This is a genomic window from Aminipila luticellarii (assembly GCF_004103735.1).
Taxonomy (GTDB): Bacteria; Bacillota; Clostridia; order Peptostreptococcales; family Anaerovoracaceae; genus Aminipila; species Aminipila luticellarii.
In genome coordinates, this window is sequence record NZ_CP035281.1 from 339,532 (window position 1) to 355,938 (window position 16,407).

The window sequence follows — 16,407 nt, forward strand, 5'->3', positions numbered from 1 at the left end:
TAGGAGATAAATATGCCTGAAATTAGTGTGATTATGCTGACCTATAATCGAGAAAATTTGGTCAGCAGAGCTATTGAATCCATTTTAAACCAGAGCTTTAAGGATTTTGAATATATTATTGTAGATAATGGCTCCGATGATAACAGTGGTAAAATTGCAGATGAATACGCTTTAAAAGATAATAGAATCAGAGTGGTGCATAAGGATAAAGGAAATATCGGCTCAGGAAGAAATGCAGGATTAGACCTGGCACGGGGAAAATATGTGACGTTTATAGACGATGATGATATTGCCTATGAAGATATGCTGGAATTTTTATACGAGCTAGCAGAAAAAAATGATGCAGATGTATCCTTATGTGGGTCTTATAAGGAGGAGAGAAATAAAATAGTACCCAACTGCGTGTTTTCGGAATTTGTTCTTATGGATGCGAAAACTGCTGTGGTAGAGTTATTACGGAGAAAAAAGTACAATGCCGCATCCCCAACAAAACTATGGAGAAGAAAATTGTTCAATACAATACGATTTTTAAATACCGGGAAATATGATGACATTACCGTAATATACAAATTGTTTGCTGAAGCGGATAGGATTGCAGCTCAAGGCATTCCTAAATATTGTTTTTCAAGACATCAAGGAAACAATTCCGCTTGTACTACGAATGACAGATTATTAAATCCAAGGCAAATCAACGAATATTTAAGAGCTTTTAAGGAGAGAACCAAATATTTGAGTAAAAAGCTTCCACAAATAGCAGGGTATGTGCAATATAGCGAGTGGTCTTATATGATTTCTATCTGTAATAAGATTCATGTTAATGAATTAAATAACTGTGCTAGTTCATTATGTGTTATTGAAACGGAGCTAATAAAGTATTTTAATGAGTTTTATTACTCAATATATATCCACGATTTTGAAAAATCGTTTATGGATAAGTACATAAAGATTTTATTATGAAAATTAAGGCTGTGAAAGTGATAAAATAGGTGGATTGTCAAGACAACAAGAGGTTCAAATAAATGCAACGATATAAGGGAACAAGAGAATTAAATTATAGGGTTTTATCGAATGGTAATAAGATTCCACCGATTGGATATGGTACAGATATAGCAAAAACATGGAGGTCGGCCAATTCTTTCCCTACTAAAACATATATGTTTATCAAACAATATGCGAAAAGTATAAAAAATAGTGATAAAAGAAGCATAAAAATTGATAAAACCTTACCAAGAATTATAAGGAATGCACCTCAGTGCAATTGTAATCTTTTTGATACAGCACGAGCATATGGAGGAAGTGAGTATGTATTAGGGCGAGAGCTAAAGAAGAACTTTTCTAGGGACTCCTATTATATTGTCACTAAATTAAGCAATTTTGACCAAAGAGAAAGGACGGTTGAGGAAGCTTTAAGAATTAGTTTGGATGAATTAGCCTTAGACTATGTAGACTTGTATTTAATACATTGGCCACAGACTGAAACCTATATAAAGTCATGGAAGGGAATGGAAGAGGTATACGCTAAAGGGCTGTGTAAGGCAATAGGGGTTTGCAATTGCAACATACATCATCTGGAGGCAATTAAAAAAGGCGCCTTAATAAATCCTATGGTCAATCAATTTGAGTGCCATCCACTATTTACACAAGAAAAATTAAGAGAATATTGTCATATAAATGGAATACAAGTTATGGCGTATACCCCGACAGGGCGTATGGATTTCAGATTGAAACGAAGTAAAAAACTAGAGATAATTTCTAGTAAATATAATAAATCTTTAGCTCAGATTATTTTGAGATGGCATATCCAAATTAATAATATTCCAATTGTAAATACAACTAGCTTAGAACATTTAATTGACAATATGAATATTTTTGATTTTGAATTATCTGCTGAAGATGTGAAACTTATATCAAGTTTGAATGTTAATTCCAGATTAAGATATGATCCAGATAATTGTGATTTTGACAGGTTATAAATAAAGGAAAGAATTGATTTTATGATAGATAAAGTAAAAGAAAGATGTACTGGATGTAAGTTGTGTGCAGATGTATGCCATGCATCTGCGGTTTCTTTTAGTGAGAATGAAGACGGGTTTTGGTATCCTATAGTAGATTATGAAAAATGTACCATGTGTAGGCAATGCTTAGATATGTGCCCCATAGAGAGCCCTTTAGTAACAACGAAATGTATGCCAATCGTTTACGCAGGATGGATTAAAAATAATGAGATAAGAATAAAAAGCACCTCAGGTGGAATTTACTACGCATTAGCAGAGGCTTTTGTAAAGTCAGAGAATTATATAGTTGGTTGTGCATATTGTTCAGGCTATAAAAGTGCAAAACATGTTGTTGCTAATGACGAAAGAGGGTTAGTAGCAATAATGGGCTCAAAATATTTTCAGAGCGATACAGAGAACATTTTTAAACTGACGAAGGAAATATTAGATCACGGGAAAAAGGTTCTTTTTTGTGGTACTCCTTGTCAGTGTGTAGCAATGCAAAAATATGCAGAAAATTATAAAGAAAATCTTACTGTCGTAGATTTTATATGTAGAGGCGTTAATTCACCAAAAGCTTTTAAGGCTTATATGGAGGAAATCGAGGGGAAATATCATTCGGATATTCAGTTTGTTAATTTAAAAAATAAAAAAACTGGTTGGGAAAGTTTAGCTACTTATATAAAGCTTAAAAATGGTCAAGAGTATCACAAAGATAGAGAGCAAGATTGGTGGATAAAGGGATTCATAAAGGGTAATTTATATATGAGACAATCGTGCCATCATTGTGAGTTTAAGACTTTACCTAGATTTTCTGATATAACTATAGGTGATTTTTGGGGAATCGATAAAGCTTCCGAAGAGGATAAATTTAAAGGTATATCTTTAATAATGTGCAATTCTTTTAAAGGTTTAAATTTATTAAAGCATATAGAGAGTGAGGTAGTATTAGAGAAGAAAGCTCTAAGTCTTGCGGTTAAGGGAAATCCTTGCATACTTCATTCAGCGACAGAAGGGAAAAATCGTAGTGACTTTTTTAAACTTATAAATGAAATGGTATTTTCAGAAGCAGTTAAAAAATGTTTTGAAAATTTTAAGTAATTTTATGTGTATAAACAAATTTATTAAAGAGGTACAGAACGAAATGGGTTTTATAAGTAAGCTTAGGATATTGCGTGATTTAGATGTAATAAAGTGCATATATTGGAACTTCTTTGCAAAACAAGTCCAAAGAGAAGAAGGCTGTTATTTAATAATCCATAAAAATGCAATATTGGATATTCATAAAAACGCAAAAATTATATTAAGAGGTCGAAAAATTGAACTTGGGTATAACAAATTATCTGGATCTAAAGCAGAAACACAATTAAGAATGGAAAACGATTCATTATGGAACGCTAGGAATGGTGCCGATATTTTTTATAATACTGTTATTGAAGTTAAAGAAAACGCTGTTTTGGATACGGGATATTTCTCTATAAATGGTGGTAGTGTTATTATTGCATCCAAAAAGATTACATTTGGAGAAGATGTGATGTTAGGAAGAAATATAATCATTTACGACAGTGATTTTCATCAAGTTTTAAATAAAAAGCAACAAATGACAAACCCTCCACAAGAGATAATAATTGAAAATCATGTTTGGTTGACTTCCAATATAACCGTATTGAAGGGAACTTGCATTGGTGAAGGAAGCTTAATTAGTTCACAGACCTTAATTAGAAAAGATGTTCCTAAAGGAGTCTTGGTTAGTGGAACATCTTTAGCGAAAGTTGCTAAAGATGAGATATTTTGGAGTAGAAGATCTACAAACAAAAGGATAAATTAAAGAGGGCTGAAAATGAATAAAGTATATATCCGAACCTATGCATATAATGCAGAAAAAACATTGGCACGTGCGATTGAAAGTATACTTAATCAAACGTATTCCGATTTTATTTACTATCTTTGCGATAATGGGTCAACAGATGGCACCCGTGCGATCATTCAAAGCTATGCAGAACGGGACAGCCGTATAAAGCCTTTTTATCAGAATAAAAATCGAAATTATTCGGAAGCACCGGAATGCCTGCTCATGCCATATAACATAAAATCCGATGATTATTACTGTATTTTAGATGCCGATGATGAATATCTGCCGACCTTTATTGAAGAAATGCTTGCATTCATGAATGAAAATAATCTTGACATTGGTGTTTGCGGTAGTAATTTCTTGAGCACCGCTGAGAATACCCAATTAATAGGGCGTCGAATCGTAAATCAAAATTTACTTCTTGAGGGAACTTTATTTGAAGAATACTTTCGGTATTATCATGTTTTTATGCGTACCACATGGGGCAAGCTATATAAAGGTTTTACCTTAAAAAATACGGTGCAGGATCCAAGCAAGCCGGATTCTAAATGTCCGGTTGGATATGGGGGAGATACCTATAATGCCATGCAATCATTCAACAGTGCAGAGAGAGTAGGTTTGTATGCAAAGCCATTACATGTATATTATGTAAGCTTGAAATCTAGTTCTTATATATGGAATTCCTTAAGAGTGAAAGCGGATCAATTATTACATGAGGCAGCACTTGAATACTTAAAGCCCTATGGGAAAATTAGCAAAGAAAATGAAGAGTTCTTATCTCATGTTTATTTGAATGCCCTTAAAGACACCTGTGATGTGCTGTTTCATTCAGTTGCATCGGCGCACATAAAGATAGATGCGCTATATGAGATTTTTTCTTGCGATTATACAAAGCAATTAATGATTTTTGAGACCTCTGGCGACTTTTTTAAACAACGGGAAGCTTTCTTTTCTGAGATTTTAAGGTGGATTTTATCTTTAGAAGAAGTGGACGATGATCAAATTGAAAAATACTGCATGATTGGTGAGCTTCTTACTGCATTTCTTCATTTCCAAGAAGGGTGGATTTCCTTCAACAAGATTAAGATAAATTATTTGCTTGATAGAAACGACATAACAGAGGCGGAGCATCAATTAGGTGAAATGAGGACGCTGCTCCCCAAAGACGAAGATATTTTGAACCTTACCGCCAGATTAGATAACTTAAAGATTCGAGCACAGTCAAGTACTGTAACAATATAGAGAATGGGGTACTATTAATTTCAATGAAAAAATTTTTATTATATGGTCACGGTGGATCCTACAACCACGGAGCAGAGGCGATTGTACGTACGACAGTGGACATGCTTAGGAAGCAGAATAAAAACTGTGAAATTAGCTTATCAACGCATTTTAAAAATCAGGATAAAGAATTCAACCTTCCTGTAGACCAGTTTTTAGAACGGAATCCAGTTTCTCTGGAAAAAGAAAAGAAAAGTGGAAATCAAGGGCTTTATACTGCTGAGGTTTATGAAGAAACTTTAGCCGCAATCAATAAAGAGACCGTTGCTTTGTCGGTCGGCGGGGATAATTACTGTTATCCCAATTGGCATAAATGGAAAGTGATTCATGAAAGAGCTTTAGAAGCCGGAGCTAAATCTGTCTTGTGGAGCTGTTCCATAGAACCGGATCAGATAAATCAGGATATGCTTAAAACTTTGGAGTCCCATCACCTTATAACAGCCAGAGAAAGCTTGACCTACGAAGCATTAAAGAGCAGAGGCTTAAATAATGCAGTCCTCGTATCCGACATAGCCTTTTTATTGGAACCCGAGGAAGTTACGTTACCAAAGAATTTTATAAGGGGTAATACGGTGGCAATTAATGTGAGCCCCTTGACTGCAAGGAAAGAAGCTTCAAAAGATATATTGAAGAAAGGTGTATGGAATTTAATCCATTTCATATTAAACCATACGGATATGGCAATAGCTCTTATTCCCCATGTAACGATGCCAATGGATAATGATTTCGCATATTTGGAAGATATTTATGGGGGGATTCAGGACAAAGCCCGGATCAGCTTAGTAGGAACAGATTATAATGTGCGGCAGCTAAAGTACATCATATCACAGTGCAGATATGGCATTTTTGCCAGGACCCATGCAAGTATTGCTGCATATTCAACTGGCATACCGGCTGTTGCTATTGGGTATTCTGTTAAAGCACAGGGTATTGCTAAAGATTTAAATATGGAAGAATATGTACTGCCTGTAAACAATATATCAAATTCTTTTTCGTTATTAGACAGATTTAAGCTTCTTTGCCATGAAGAAGAGGAGATTAAAAGAACTTTAACAAATCAAAAACAAATAATAGAGGGACGAGCAAACCGCAATATAACGAGTCTTAATGCGATGCTGTTTCAGGAGGAGAATGGATATGACCAGAAAAAATGATATAGTATTATCGATCGGTTTAATTGTAAAAAACGAAGAAGAAAATTTAGCCCGCTGCCTTGATTCGTTAAAGCCTCTTATGGAGACCATCCCCTGCCAGCTGATCATAACGGATACCGGCTCTGCGGACAGTACGGTGGAAATAGCCAAACGGTATACGGACGAAGTGTATGAATTTGAATGGTGTGATGATTTTGCAGCTGCCAGAAATGCCGGTCTGAAGAAGGCCAAAGGGCAGTGGTTCATGTTTATCGATGGAGATGAATGGTTCGAGGATTGTCAGGATTTAATTGATTTCTTCCAATCTGGGGAATACAAGGAGTATAAGAATGCTACCTATATCGTTCGAAATTATGTAAACAAAAAGGATAAAAGTAATTACGAGGATCAACATTTAGGCAGATTGTATAAAATCAGAAAGGGCATGGCATTTCAGGGAAGCATTCATGAATACATCAGTTTGGAACTTCCCATAAAAGAATTGCATTCCTACGCAAATCATTATGGATATTCTACGGACAATTCCAAGGAGCACAAACAAATCAAGCATCAGAGGAATTTGAGCCTGTTAATAAAAGAATACCAGAAGGATCCGGACAATTGCAGACTGGCCTACCTTCTTGCTAAACAGTATGCGGCAGGAAAAGATAAGAAAAGTTACAGAAATTTAATAAGAGAGTTTTATGAAAAGCATCAGGAAGATTGGGAGAATGAGTATCTGCCGTACTTTACTTATCAGACTGCATTGATTTGTAAGGAGGAAGGTAATCCAGAGCAAGGAGCAGAAATTTTAAAGAAGTATAAAAAGAACCGGAAGGAAGCGGAAGTCTGGGACTTAGATATTTTAGCGGCTCTGTCAGACACATGCTTTTCAGCCGGCAAATTTAAGGCGGCGATCAAGTATGCCAAAGAGTATTTTAAATTGTTCTCTGCTTTTCAAAAAGGAGACGTGCCGACCGGAATCTCAGGCATAACCACTCAGCCCACTTTTGTAAATGAAGAGAGCACGATAACCTTATATAATGTGATGCTTAAATCGTATATAAAGCTGGAAGAATATGAGCAAGCGATGAATATTATTCAGCATCTGGATTGGAATATTATGATTTTAGAGGATTTGAACATCAGCTTGCATTTACTTTTCCATATGGTTTTTACCAGAAGTCAATGGATGCTTCTTCCGGACATATACAGCCGTCTCTTACAAACGGGACAGCAGGGAAAGAGTCAGTTGTTTGTTGAATTATTAGAAAAGAAGATCGTTGAATATTTGTCGGCATATGAAGCTTTAGCAAAAGAATTTGCTTGTAATGAAAATCTCCGGAAGGATTTCCCAGAGGATAACTATGTGCTTTTGCAGAAATTACGTTGGAGCATGGTGCTTTCTGATAATGAGTCCAAAAGTATAGCGGATCGGTTTTTAGAAAAAAACAAAGGGGCTAGGGTTGAACCGGTTTTTGCTGAGTTTGTGCTGTTTGCTTTGGCAAATCCCACCTATAGAGATTTGGTGCTGGACAAGATTGATCTGGAGGATCTGCATTTATATACGCATAAGGTGGTATCTTTATACAGTAATTTACATGAATTGTTTATCTACTTATTCTCAGGCTGGAATGGACTCCGGATGACTGGGAGCAGAAGATTTAATTACTGGATTATTTGCTTTATGGAAATTATTTTATTAAGTAATGCCAAGGTTGAAAAAAGTACAAAGAGTGAGCTGACCGATATTTATGTTGAAAAAGCCCATGAATACATGACGCAGCTATATAATCATGCAGTGCTTTGTGAGGAACAAATCTATTTATTACCGAGATCGTACCGATTTATCTATTACATGTATGAGGCAAAAAAGGCTGTTGTAGAAGGAAACAGGCATGACTATGTCAAGCAGTTAAAAAAGGCTGTGGCGGTGTACCCGATTATGGGGGGCGTAGTGGATTCACTTGTGAACACCATGGAAGAAAAGTTTGAGAAAGAGCCATCAAATAAATCGGAATTTGATTTTTACGCTGAAAGTGTAAAAAGGAAGATTAAAGAAATAGCTAAAGAAGAAAGGCTGCGGGATGAAGCCATAAAGCTGCTGGATGCCTATAAAAAAATTAATCCGAAAGATGAAGAGGGAATTGCTGAATTGCGTTTGCTTCTAAGGATTGACAATTAATCAGGGGAAAAGGTGTTACAAGAAATCGTTTAATAAAATAAATTTAAGAGAGCAGTTCCAAAATTTGGATTTGCTCTTTGTGATTTTTTGAAAAAGTTATTAAAGCTTTTAACCTTTTATCCGATATATACACTAAGGTTTTATGAACTTAAGTAAAATAAAGAGGTGTTTATTATGAAAATTACGGGCAATTATTTCAATTCCCCTATTAATAAAAAGAATATACCGAACCAGACAGGCACCGGAAAAGTATCCTTTAGTGAGAATCTCAGAAACAGAGATTCCATAACGATTAGTGCTTCAAAAGAACAAGTGGCGGAAGCTCAGTTCGTAGATACGTTAAGAAGCAGGATTTCTGCTGAAGTTAAGGCTGGTGTTTCGGACGAAAAACTGGAAAGCCTGAAAGAACAAATTGCAAAAGGTGAATATGAACTGAATGCGAACGAAATCGCAAAGAAAATATTATTGACTGAAACCGAGTGCTAAACGGATTTATAGAAAACGTTTAGCAAGCTTTTGGTATAACCACGGAGGCGCTGAAGTATGGAAGATTATGCGGAAATCAGAGGAATCATAGACGAATATATCACATTGATGGATAAGCTTATTGATTTTGAACAGGAGAAGCTGCAGGCCGTTAAAGTAAAAGATCTTAAAAAGCTGGATGCCTTTTTGAAAGAAGAACAGGCATATCTGCTAAAGCTGAGAGGCTTGGATCAAAAACGGGAAAAGCTGCAAAAGCAGCTTGGAGCAGAAGGCCTGACATACAGACAGATTATTGAGAGAACGGAAGGGGATACACGGATTGAAATGGAGAACTCTTATAACATCCTATCCGAAAAAACAAAGCAGTTCAATGAACTGTTAAGCACCCTTAAAACATATATCGGCATACGGCTTCATACGATTGATGAGGTCATGAAGCAGTTTGGAAACGAATCCATGCAGACCGACCAAACCGGTATTTATGACAGGATAGCCAGAAATTCCGAAAAAGCAGCAAATCGCCCTATAAAATTTACAAAGGCTTAAAAACACGGAGGAAAATACATGTTACGATCAACATTCTACTCATTTACAACTGCTTTAAGAGGCTTAAATACAGCACAGAAACAACTGGATATAACCGGCAATAACATTTCCAATGTGGGAACTACCGGATATACCAGACAGCGGGCCGATGTTTATTCAGCGGCTCCGGCAGGTTACGGAGATAAGTACGGTTCCAGGCCGTCCACTCTCGTGGGACAAGGCTCCGTCATAGGGAGCATTTCTCAGTGCAGGGATCAATTTCTGGATGTGAGATTCAGACGGGAAAGTGCTACGTTGGGTGAAGAACAGGCAAAATTAAACTCGATGGATGATATTTCTTTGGTTTTTGATGAAATTGAAAAAAGTGCGCTTATGACGAGCTTTACCGATTTTATTTCAAAACTGAATTCACTGGCAGGGAACGCGAACAGTTCGGAATTTGACAGCATCGCCAGAAATTCTGCTTCCGCTCTGGTAAAACAGTTCAACCAATATGCGACACAGCTTTCTAATATCCGGGAAGAAAAGGAATATAATCTGAAAGATGTTACTTGCAGTGCGATTAACGACTTGTTGTCGGGTATCGCAGATATTAACGACAGTATCCGAAAGGTTCAGAGTACAGGAGGACCGGCACTGGAGCTGAAAGATGAAAGAAATCTGCTGCTGGATCAGCTTTCCAGCTATGTGAAGCTGGATGTACAATATTCTCCGAAAGAACTTGCAGGCGGAATTGTTGTGGATGATGTTTCAATCAATATGGTAGGAGCAGACGGCAGCAAACAGCCTTTGATTTATAATGATACGGCAGCTACCTTTAATGTGCAGACGCCGGGAGATGACGGTACAGATAAGGCCGTCGTGACTATTGATAATTCTGCCATTCCCGCAGTAGCAGCCCAGCGCTCCATCAATAATTTATTGAATACGATTTTCAGAGGAAATAACAGCCTTCAATCCATCAATAAGGAACTGGCAAAGCTTTATCCGGGAGATTCTACCCAGGTTCCGCCGATCCCGCCGCTTACCTATGAGGGTTTACCAGCGAAGATAACGGAGCTTACGGATTCCATTGAAAGTACAGGCGGGTTGAATGAACAGATTACAGCTGCCAATACAGCGGTAAGTGATGCCCGGGCTGCGTTAAAGGCGAAGCTGGCGGATTCTACAGCCACAGAAGCAGAGATAACGGTGCTGCGCCAAGCTGTAACAGATGCAGTTACTTCCCAGTCCACACTGGTTAAGCAAAGAAACACTGCGCTGGAAAGCAAGACCCTGCTTTCCAAATATAATTCTATAGCGACCACTGCCGCAAACAATGTTTCAGTGTGTGATACGGCGTTGAAAGCACAGCTGGCGGCAAAAGGCGTAACGGCTAATCTGGTGTACGGAACGGCGGGAGATTATACGACTGGCTACTACAATTTCACAGATTCGTCGGGAAATCCGGTTTTGGATTCAGATGGAAATGAAATCGTTTGGAAGGTAGGAAGCTCTTGTACAACAGTGACCAGAGACGATCTGACCAAGATCGGCATGACCTTTGAGGATCACTTTGATGCGGAAACCTTTGCCTCTCCGGGGGCCTTAAAGGGCGAGCTGGAAATGCTCAACAACAAAGGAGTCTTTGATTACAATTCCACTCAGGTTCGCGGAATCGGCTACTATGAAAGCATGCTGGATTCCCTTGCCGAGAAATTTGCCACTGTCTTGAACCAGTTAAATGATAAAACAAGTACGACAGATAAAGAATATCTTTTCCAGACCTCGGATGGCTCCAGCACCTTTACCGCAAAGAACCTGAGACTTTCCGATGACTGGCTGAACGGCAAATACGGGATAACCCAAACTCAGAATGCTTCCGCAGGAAGCGGAGACGGAACCGGACAGAGCGACAATATTCTTCTGATGATCTCAACGATAACGTCTAAGCTGAACTACACGACCGGGTCGATCGGAAACAAAGACATTAACGGAAATTATTTAAAGACCGATGCCGGCGGAGTGACCACCATAGCAGCCAACGGCAGAGATGCGGATGGAAATTATACGTTAAACGGCGTGCCGGTTGCCAACGAGGACATGATTGATTATGTATACGACAGTGTCACCGGTACATACAAGCTGGATGCAAATACCGTCACCGAGGATGCTGCTAATCCGGGAACTTATTTGGACTCTTCCGGAACCCTTGTGGCAAATGGCAAGGACAACGAAGGAAATTACACCATGACGACGACAGATGCCGCTACAGGAGTCAAAACTGTGACCTTGGTAGCGAATTCCAATGGCATTTTATATAAAACAGATGCCGCCGGACAGCCTCAAAAAGATTCAGACGGGAACTACATTTTGGATGGAACCCAGAGCAATTTGGATCATCGGGAAGGAAGCTTTTTATTTACCGGCTCCTTTAGTGAGTTCTTATCCAATCTCAGCACGGTAATCGGAAATGATGTCAGCTCCACCAACAACCTTGCAGCAAATCATGAAGCGATTTTGGATGACATAGTAGATGCAAGAGACGCCATCTCCAGTGTTTCTCTGGATGAAGAAGGCGTCAATATCATGCAGTATCAGAAAGCCTATAATGCCGCGGCAAGGCTGATGACTTCACTGGATGAAATGGTGGAACGAATTATTAGTCAGATGGGCACGGCCGGAAGATAATATAGATATAAAATGAGGTGAATGTATTATGAGGATTACTCAAACAATGATGGCAAAGCAGTACACAAGGCGTGTCAGCTCTGTTATCAATGATTATGCCTATGTAAATAAACAGGTAGGAACCGGAAGAAAGTTCTTTAAGGTTTCGGAGAACCCGGGAGCTGCGGCAAAGGCGTACTATTTAAGAAGACAATCCGCCCAGTGTGATGATTATGTGGCCAACGTAAAGGATGCACAGGAAAACCTGACTACGAAGGACAGCACCCTGATGCAGGTCAGTAAATCTCTGGAGGATGCGTTTGACACTCTGCTGGGAATCGTCAACGGCTCTCAGGATAATGCAGAAAACAGAGCGGTAGCTGCAAAGCAGTTCCGAAGCATTCAGGAAACCATCGTGAAGGACATGAATACCAAATACGGCGATAAATTTCTGTTCGGCGGAAGCAATATGACCGATGCACCTTTTGAGCTTGCGGACGATGGTACGCTCACATACCTCGGTGTGGATGTCAGCGGAAAAAAGGATTATGTATATCCTGCCGGCCATCCCAAAGCAGGCCAAGTGGTGCAGGGAACCGACAATGGATCGGATGATGTGCTGAATCTGCTTAAGGATTTGTCGGGGGATAAGCTTTATACCGATTTAGGCTTCGGATTGTCTTTTGAAAATGGAAACGTGGTAGAAAGCAGTGCTTTTAGTACGGCTCTTCCGGGCATCAATGTGCTGGGATACGGGACAAGCCCTGCAGGCTACTCCAACAATATCGTACTTCTGTTGGGACAGATGGCAGGCGAACTGGAGAATAACAGCGACTCCTCCGCATTGAATAACTACATGGCAAAATTTACAGAACAGAAGCAAAATGTTCTGAACGAGACCACAAAGCTGGGCAGTGACAGTATGTTCCTGGAATATACACAGACCAGGCTGGAAGATATGCAGGATAACATAGCCAATAAAATCAGTGATACGGAATATATTGACTCAGAAGAAGCTATTATGAATCTGAATACGGTAGACTACATGTATCAGGCTCTGTTAAAGACCAGCCAAAAGATTCTGTCCAACTCATTTATAGATTTTATGACCTGATTCTAAAATGCTATAAGAAAAAGTGTGATGATATAAATGGTGCTTCGCAGGGAAGCGAGGTGTTATCATTATAATAAAGGAGGAATGAATATGGAACCATTATTAGATATAAAGACAGTTCCTATTTGTATCGAGTTTAAAACGAGGGCACCCCAACTAAGACTTGAAAAGGCCACGGCCGAACTGGAAATGAGCACGGATAAGGGCGGCCTTCAAATTAAAAGCAGACCGATAAGGGTGAATATCGATACCTTTGAAACCAAAAAAAGTGCGGGAAATGGAGACGTCTTTGACAGTGTGAAAAAATATGCTGCCGAAGGAAGAAAAGCCGCCTATCAGGCGACCGCACGCTATGGGCAGGAAGGCAATATCCTAATGGATGTGGAGCCGAATGAGGAAGCATTTCAACAGATTGCAGACCTGCGTTTAGGAAACAACGAACATCAGACACCAAATATCAGGTGGATACCGGATGTTCCTCCCGACATTCAGTGGCAGCCGGGAGAAATGACCATAAAATATCAGATGGATAAAATCAATTTTGATTTTAAGCAGCAGACGAGACCTCTTAAATTTATACCGGGCGATATTGAATTTACAGTGACTCAGAAACCGGATGTGGTGATAACCTATATCGGAGGCCCGCTCTATGTTCCGCCGAGTGCTGAACCGGGATATGTGGACGAGGAATAACAGAATACAGGAATAAAAGAAGGATGAAGAATGAACACAAGATATTTTGGTGACGTACCAGTAGATGAGAAAGAAATTATAACATTTGATTCTGGAATATTTGGCTTTGAAGATAAGACGAAATATATGTTATTGAGCTTTTTGGATGAATCGGGAGAAAGCAGTGAAGACTTGTTCATGTGCCTTCAATCCACAGAGGATCCGGACTTAGCTTTTATCGTGATGAATCCGTACTTTATATGCGCGGATTACAATCCTTATCAGATGGATGAAAAATTTTTATCTGAAATACATCTGGGACAGCAGACCAAGCATACGGTATACTGCATAGCAGTTGTCCGGGATCGTTTTGAGGATTCCACTATCAATTTAAAATGTCCGATTATCATCAATCTGGAGAACCGACAGGCGAAGCAGTTCATTTTGGAGGATTCTGACTATTCCATGCGTCATCCTGTTGCTGAAAGGGAGGATTGATTCATGCTGATATTGACAAGAAAGCAGGGAGAAGCGTTCCTTTTAGGGGAAGAGATCGAGATTTCCATCACGGAAATCAGCGGCGATCGGGTGCGGATCGCTATTGATGCACCGAAAGATGTGAAAATTTTGCGTAAGGAATTGAAAGAAGCAGGTGAATCCAATAAGGAAGCGGCTACCTCTGCAGGCTCTGCGGCGGCTCTTTCCAATCTGGCAAACCTGGCTGAAAAATTTAAAGAAAAAAAATAGAAAATATCTTAAGTTTCGTCATAAATATACGATATATTACACATAAAGATACCAAGCTGCAAAACGTACGGATTGCAAGGCGGTTCTAAATAAATTTTCATTTTTAAGAGCAAAGGATTGCTCGTAAAAAGATATTTCAAGGAGGAAATAAAATGAGAATACAACATAATATAGCTGCGCAGAACTCTTACAGACAGTTAGGCGGAAACAACAATGCTTTAAGCAAGAACTTAGAAAAGTTATCATCCGGTTATAAAATCAACAGAGCCGGAGACGACGCTGCCGGATTAGCCATTTCCGAAAAAATGAGATCCCAGATCACTGGTCTAAAAAAGGCTCAGGACAATGCAAACGACGGCATCTCTTTAGTACAGACTGCTGAAGGTGCTTTAACAGAAGTACATAGCATGCTGAACAGAATGGTTGAACTGGCTGACCAGTCCTCCAACGGAACATTTGATGATGAACTGGACAGAAAGAACCTGCAGAAGGAAGTTACTTCCCTGAAGAATGAAATCGACAGAATTTCACAGGGAACAAACTTCAACGGAATCAAGCTGTTAGATGGTTCCATGGGCGGAGCAGGAGCAACTGGTGTAACATTCGGAACAGTCACAGACTTAACGGATGAAGCTGGTGCAAATATTAAAGTTTCTGTTTCCGGTATTCAGACAGGGGATACTGTCGATTTTGCTTCATCAGGGAGCGCTGCCAGCGTAACAAAAGAAGTTCTGGATGCTGATAAGGGTACTTATAAGTATTCGATTAATCTGCAGGAAGGAAAAACTTATACGCAGGATGACCTGGATAAGATTTTCTCCGACGCCGGTATTAAGTTCAACACCAGCACAAAGGGCGATATTACAGTAAGTTCCGGTGGTATGACTGTTACTGGAAGTGGTGCTGCGGCTGCTGCTGCTAAGAAGGCAACTTATAAGGAAGCAACATTAGGCATGACCTTTGAATCAACAGTTGCCGGTGCTGGTGCTGCCACATTAAGTATTAACACAACTGGAGAAGGGGTTAATGTTGCCAATACCGGAGCTATAACTCTATCTTTGGATCTAACCCATAAAGGTTATACAAGTGACGAAATTAACAGAATGCTGGAAGATGCCGGAGCTACGGTAAGATATACAGGCGATGACTTGGCAAAAACATCAACAGCAGTAGGAGGCATTACTAAAACGGATGGAACTGGTGCTGCTGGTTACGGCGGATCATTAGACCTTCAGGTTGGTGATACAGCTCAGTCCTTCAACAAGGTATCTGTTAAGGTTGGTGACATGAGTGCATCTTCTCTGGGAATTGCTGATATTGATATCGGTACACAGGATGGCGCTAAGAATGCTATTGATAAGATCAACAAAGCAATCAACAGCGTATCTTCCACAAGAGGTGATTTAGGTGCTGTACAGAACAGACTTGAACACACAATCAACAACTTAGGCGTAACTGAAGAAAACATGACTTCAGCTGAATCCCGAATCAGAGATACAGATATGGCTAAGGAAATGATGGCTTACACGAAGAACAACATCTTAGTACAGGCATCACAGGCTATGCTTGCTCAGGCTAACCAGTTACCTCAGGGCGTACTGCAGCTTTTACAGTAAGCTAAAGCTTCAAGTTTTAAGTATAACTAAAAAACCGCTCTTAGAGAGCATAGAAAAAAAGCAGGCACCGTACGAGCCTGCTTTTTTGTTCGGCATATTATCGTTTTACATTGCTGCTAGTTGATTTTTCTT

The 16,407-nt window shown here is 39.2% G+C and carries 15 protein-coding genes; all 15 read left to right on the forward strand.

Going from position 1 to position 16,407, the window contains the following annotated elements:
* Nucleotides 1-12 precede the first annotated feature (12 nt).
* Complete coding sequence (locus tag EQM06_RS01525) at nt 13-957, forward strand: glycosyltransferase family 2 protein (protein ID WP_128744664.1); 945 nt, start codon at nt 13-15, stop codon at nt 955-957.
* A 62-nt stretch (nt 958-1,019) separates the two neighbouring features.
* On the forward strand, nt 1,020-1,973 hold the full coding sequence (locus EQM06_RS01530) for an aldo/keto reductase family protein (protein WP_128744665.1): 954 nt from the start codon (nt 1,020-1,022) through the stop codon (nt 1,971-1,973).
* Nucleotides 1,974-1,994: 21 nt separating this feature from the next.
* Complete coding sequence (locus tag EQM06_RS01535; RefSeq protein ID WP_128744666.1) at nt 1,995-3,095, forward strand: Coenzyme F420 hydrogenase/dehydrogenase, beta subunit C-terminal domain; 1,101 nt, start codon at nt 1,995-1,997, stop codon at nt 3,093-3,095.
* A gap of 43 nt (nt 3,096-3,138) precedes the next feature.
* A complete protein-coding gene (locus tag EQM06_RS01540) occupies nt 3,139-3,822 on the forward strand; it encodes an acyltransferase (protein WP_128744667.1) in 684 nt (227 codons plus the stop codon).
* Between the two features lie 12 nt (nt 3,823-3,834).
* The gene (locus EQM06_RS01545) at nt 3,835-5,088 is read left to right on the forward strand and encodes a glycosyltransferase family 2 protein (RefSeq protein ID WP_128744668.1); all 1,254 of its coding nucleotides are present in this window, start codon (nt 3,835-3,837) and stop codon (nt 5,086-5,088) included.
* A 23-nt stretch (nt 5,089-5,111) separates the two neighbouring features.
* Complete coding sequence (locus EQM06_RS01550; RefSeq protein WP_128744669.1) at nt 5,112-6,281, forward strand: polysaccharide pyruvyl transferase family protein; 1,170 nt, start codon at nt 5,112-5,114, stop codon at nt 6,279-6,281.
* Nucleotides 6,265-8,445 (forward strand): glycosyltransferase family 2 protein, encoded by a 2,181-nt coding sequence (locus EQM06_RS01555; protein WP_164914307.1) that lies wholly within the window; start codon nt 6,265-6,267, stop codon nt 8,443-8,445. The genes EQM06_RS01550 and EQM06_RS01555 overlap by 17 nt, the downstream gene beginning before the upstream one ends.
* Nucleotides 8,446-8,619: 174 nt before the next feature.
* Nucleotides 8,620-8,931, forward strand: coding sequence for a flagellar biosynthesis anti-sigma factor FlgM (locus EQM06_RS01560; RefSeq protein WP_128744671.1), 312 nt, complete (start codon nt 8,620-8,622; stop codon nt 8,929-8,931).
* 57 nt (nt 8,932-8,988) lie between these two features.
* A complete protein-coding gene (flgN, locus tag EQM06_RS01565) occupies nt 8,989-9,477 on the forward strand; it encodes a flagellar export chaperone FlgN (protein WP_128744672.1) in 489 nt (162 codons plus the stop codon).
* An 18-nt stretch (nt 9,478-9,495) separates the two neighbouring features.
* On the forward strand, nt 9,496-12,147 hold the full coding sequence (locus EQM06_RS01570; protein WP_128746757.1) for a FlgK family flagellar hook-associated protein: 2,652 nt from the start codon (nt 9,496-9,498) through the stop codon (nt 12,145-12,147).
* 28 nt (nt 12,148-12,175) lie between these two features.
* Nucleotides 12,176-13,240: a flagellin N-terminal helical domain-containing protein gene (locus EQM06_RS01575; RefSeq protein WP_128744673.1), complete on the forward strand. Its 1,065-nt coding sequence runs from the start codon at nt 12,176-12,178 to the stop codon at nt 13,238-13,240.
* Between the two features lie 90 nt (nt 13,241-13,330).
* Nucleotides 13,331-13,933 (forward strand): DUF6470 family protein, encoded by a 603-nt coding sequence (locus EQM06_RS01580; protein ID WP_128744674.1) that lies wholly within the window; start codon nt 13,331-13,333, stop codon nt 13,931-13,933.
* A gap of 30 nt (nt 13,934-13,963) precedes the next feature.
* On the forward strand, nt 13,964-14,410 hold the full coding sequence (fliW, locus tag EQM06_RS01585; RefSeq protein ID WP_128744675.1) for a flagellar assembly protein FliW: 447 nt from the start codon (nt 13,964-13,966) through the stop codon (nt 14,408-14,410).
* A gap of 3 nt (nt 14,411-14,413) precedes the next feature.
* Nucleotides 14,414-14,659 (forward strand): carbon storage regulator CsrA, encoded by a 246-nt coding sequence (gene csrA, locus EQM06_RS01590; RefSeq protein WP_128744676.1) that lies wholly within the window; start codon nt 14,414-14,416, stop codon nt 14,657-14,659.
* Nucleotides 14,660-14,811: 152 nt separating this feature from the next.
* Nucleotides 14,812-16,275, forward strand: coding sequence for a flagellin N-terminal helical domain-containing protein (locus EQM06_RS01595; RefSeq protein ID WP_128744677.1), 1,464 nt, complete (start codon nt 14,812-14,814; stop codon nt 16,273-16,275).
* Nucleotides 16,276-16,407 lie beyond the last annotated feature (132 nt).

What these genes read in the sequence shown, in the direction of transcription:
- EQM06_RS01525 (WP_128744664.1), top strand. Translation starts at nt 13, where the DNA reads ATGCCTGAAATTAGTGTGATTATGCTGACCTATAATCGAGAAAATTTG.
- fliW (WP_128744675.1), top strand. Translation starts at nt 13,964, where the DNA reads ATGAACACAAGATATTTTGGTGACGTACCAGTAGATGAGAAAGAAATT.
- EQM06_RS01555 (WP_164914307.1), top strand. Translation starts at nt 6,265, where the DNA reads ATGACCAGAAAAAATGATATAGTATTATCGATCGGTTTAATTGTAAAA.
- EQM06_RS01570 (WP_128746757.1), top strand. Translation starts at nt 9,496, where the DNA reads ATGTTACGATCAACATTCTACTCATTTACAACTGCTTTAAGAGGCTTA.
- EQM06_RS01560 (WP_128744671.1), top strand. Translation starts at nt 8,620, where the DNA reads ATGAAAATTACGGGCAATTATTTCAATTCCCCTATTAATAAAAAGAAT.
- csrA (WP_128744676.1), top strand. Translation starts at nt 14,414, where the DNA reads ATGCTGATATTGACAAGAAAGCAGGGAGAAGCGTTCCTTTTAGGGGAA.
- EQM06_RS01535 (WP_128744666.1), top strand. Translation starts at nt 1,995, where the DNA reads ATGATAGATAAAGTAAAAGAAAGATGTACTGGATGTAAGTTGTGTGCA.
- EQM06_RS01540 (WP_128744667.1), top strand. Translation starts at nt 3,139, where the DNA reads ATGGGTTTTATAAGTAAGCTTAGGATATTGCGTGATTTAGATGTAATA.
- EQM06_RS01530 (WP_128744665.1), top strand. Translation starts at nt 1,020, where the DNA reads ATGCAACGATATAAGGGAACAAGAGAATTAAATTATAGGGTTTTATCG.
- EQM06_RS01595 (WP_128744677.1), top strand. Translation starts at nt 14,812, where the DNA reads ATGAGAATACAACATAATATAGCTGCGCAGAACTCTTACAGACAGTTA.
- flgN (WP_128744672.1), top strand. Translation starts at nt 8,989, where the DNA reads ATGGAAGATTATGCGGAAATCAGAGGAATCATAGACGAATATATCACA.
- EQM06_RS01575 (WP_128744673.1), top strand. Translation starts at nt 12,176, where the DNA reads ATGAGGATTACTCAAACAATGATGGCAAAGCAGTACACAAGGCGTGTC.
- EQM06_RS01550 (WP_128744669.1), top strand. Translation starts at nt 5,112, where the DNA reads ATGAAAAAATTTTTATTATATGGTCACGGTGGATCCTACAACCACGGA.
- EQM06_RS01545 (WP_128744668.1), top strand. Translation starts at nt 3,835, where the DNA reads ATGAATAAAGTATATATCCGAACCTATGCATATAATGCAGAAAAAACA.
- EQM06_RS01580 (WP_128744674.1), top strand. Translation starts at nt 13,331, where the DNA reads ATGGAACCATTATTAGATATAAAGACAGTTCCTATTTGTATCGAGTTT.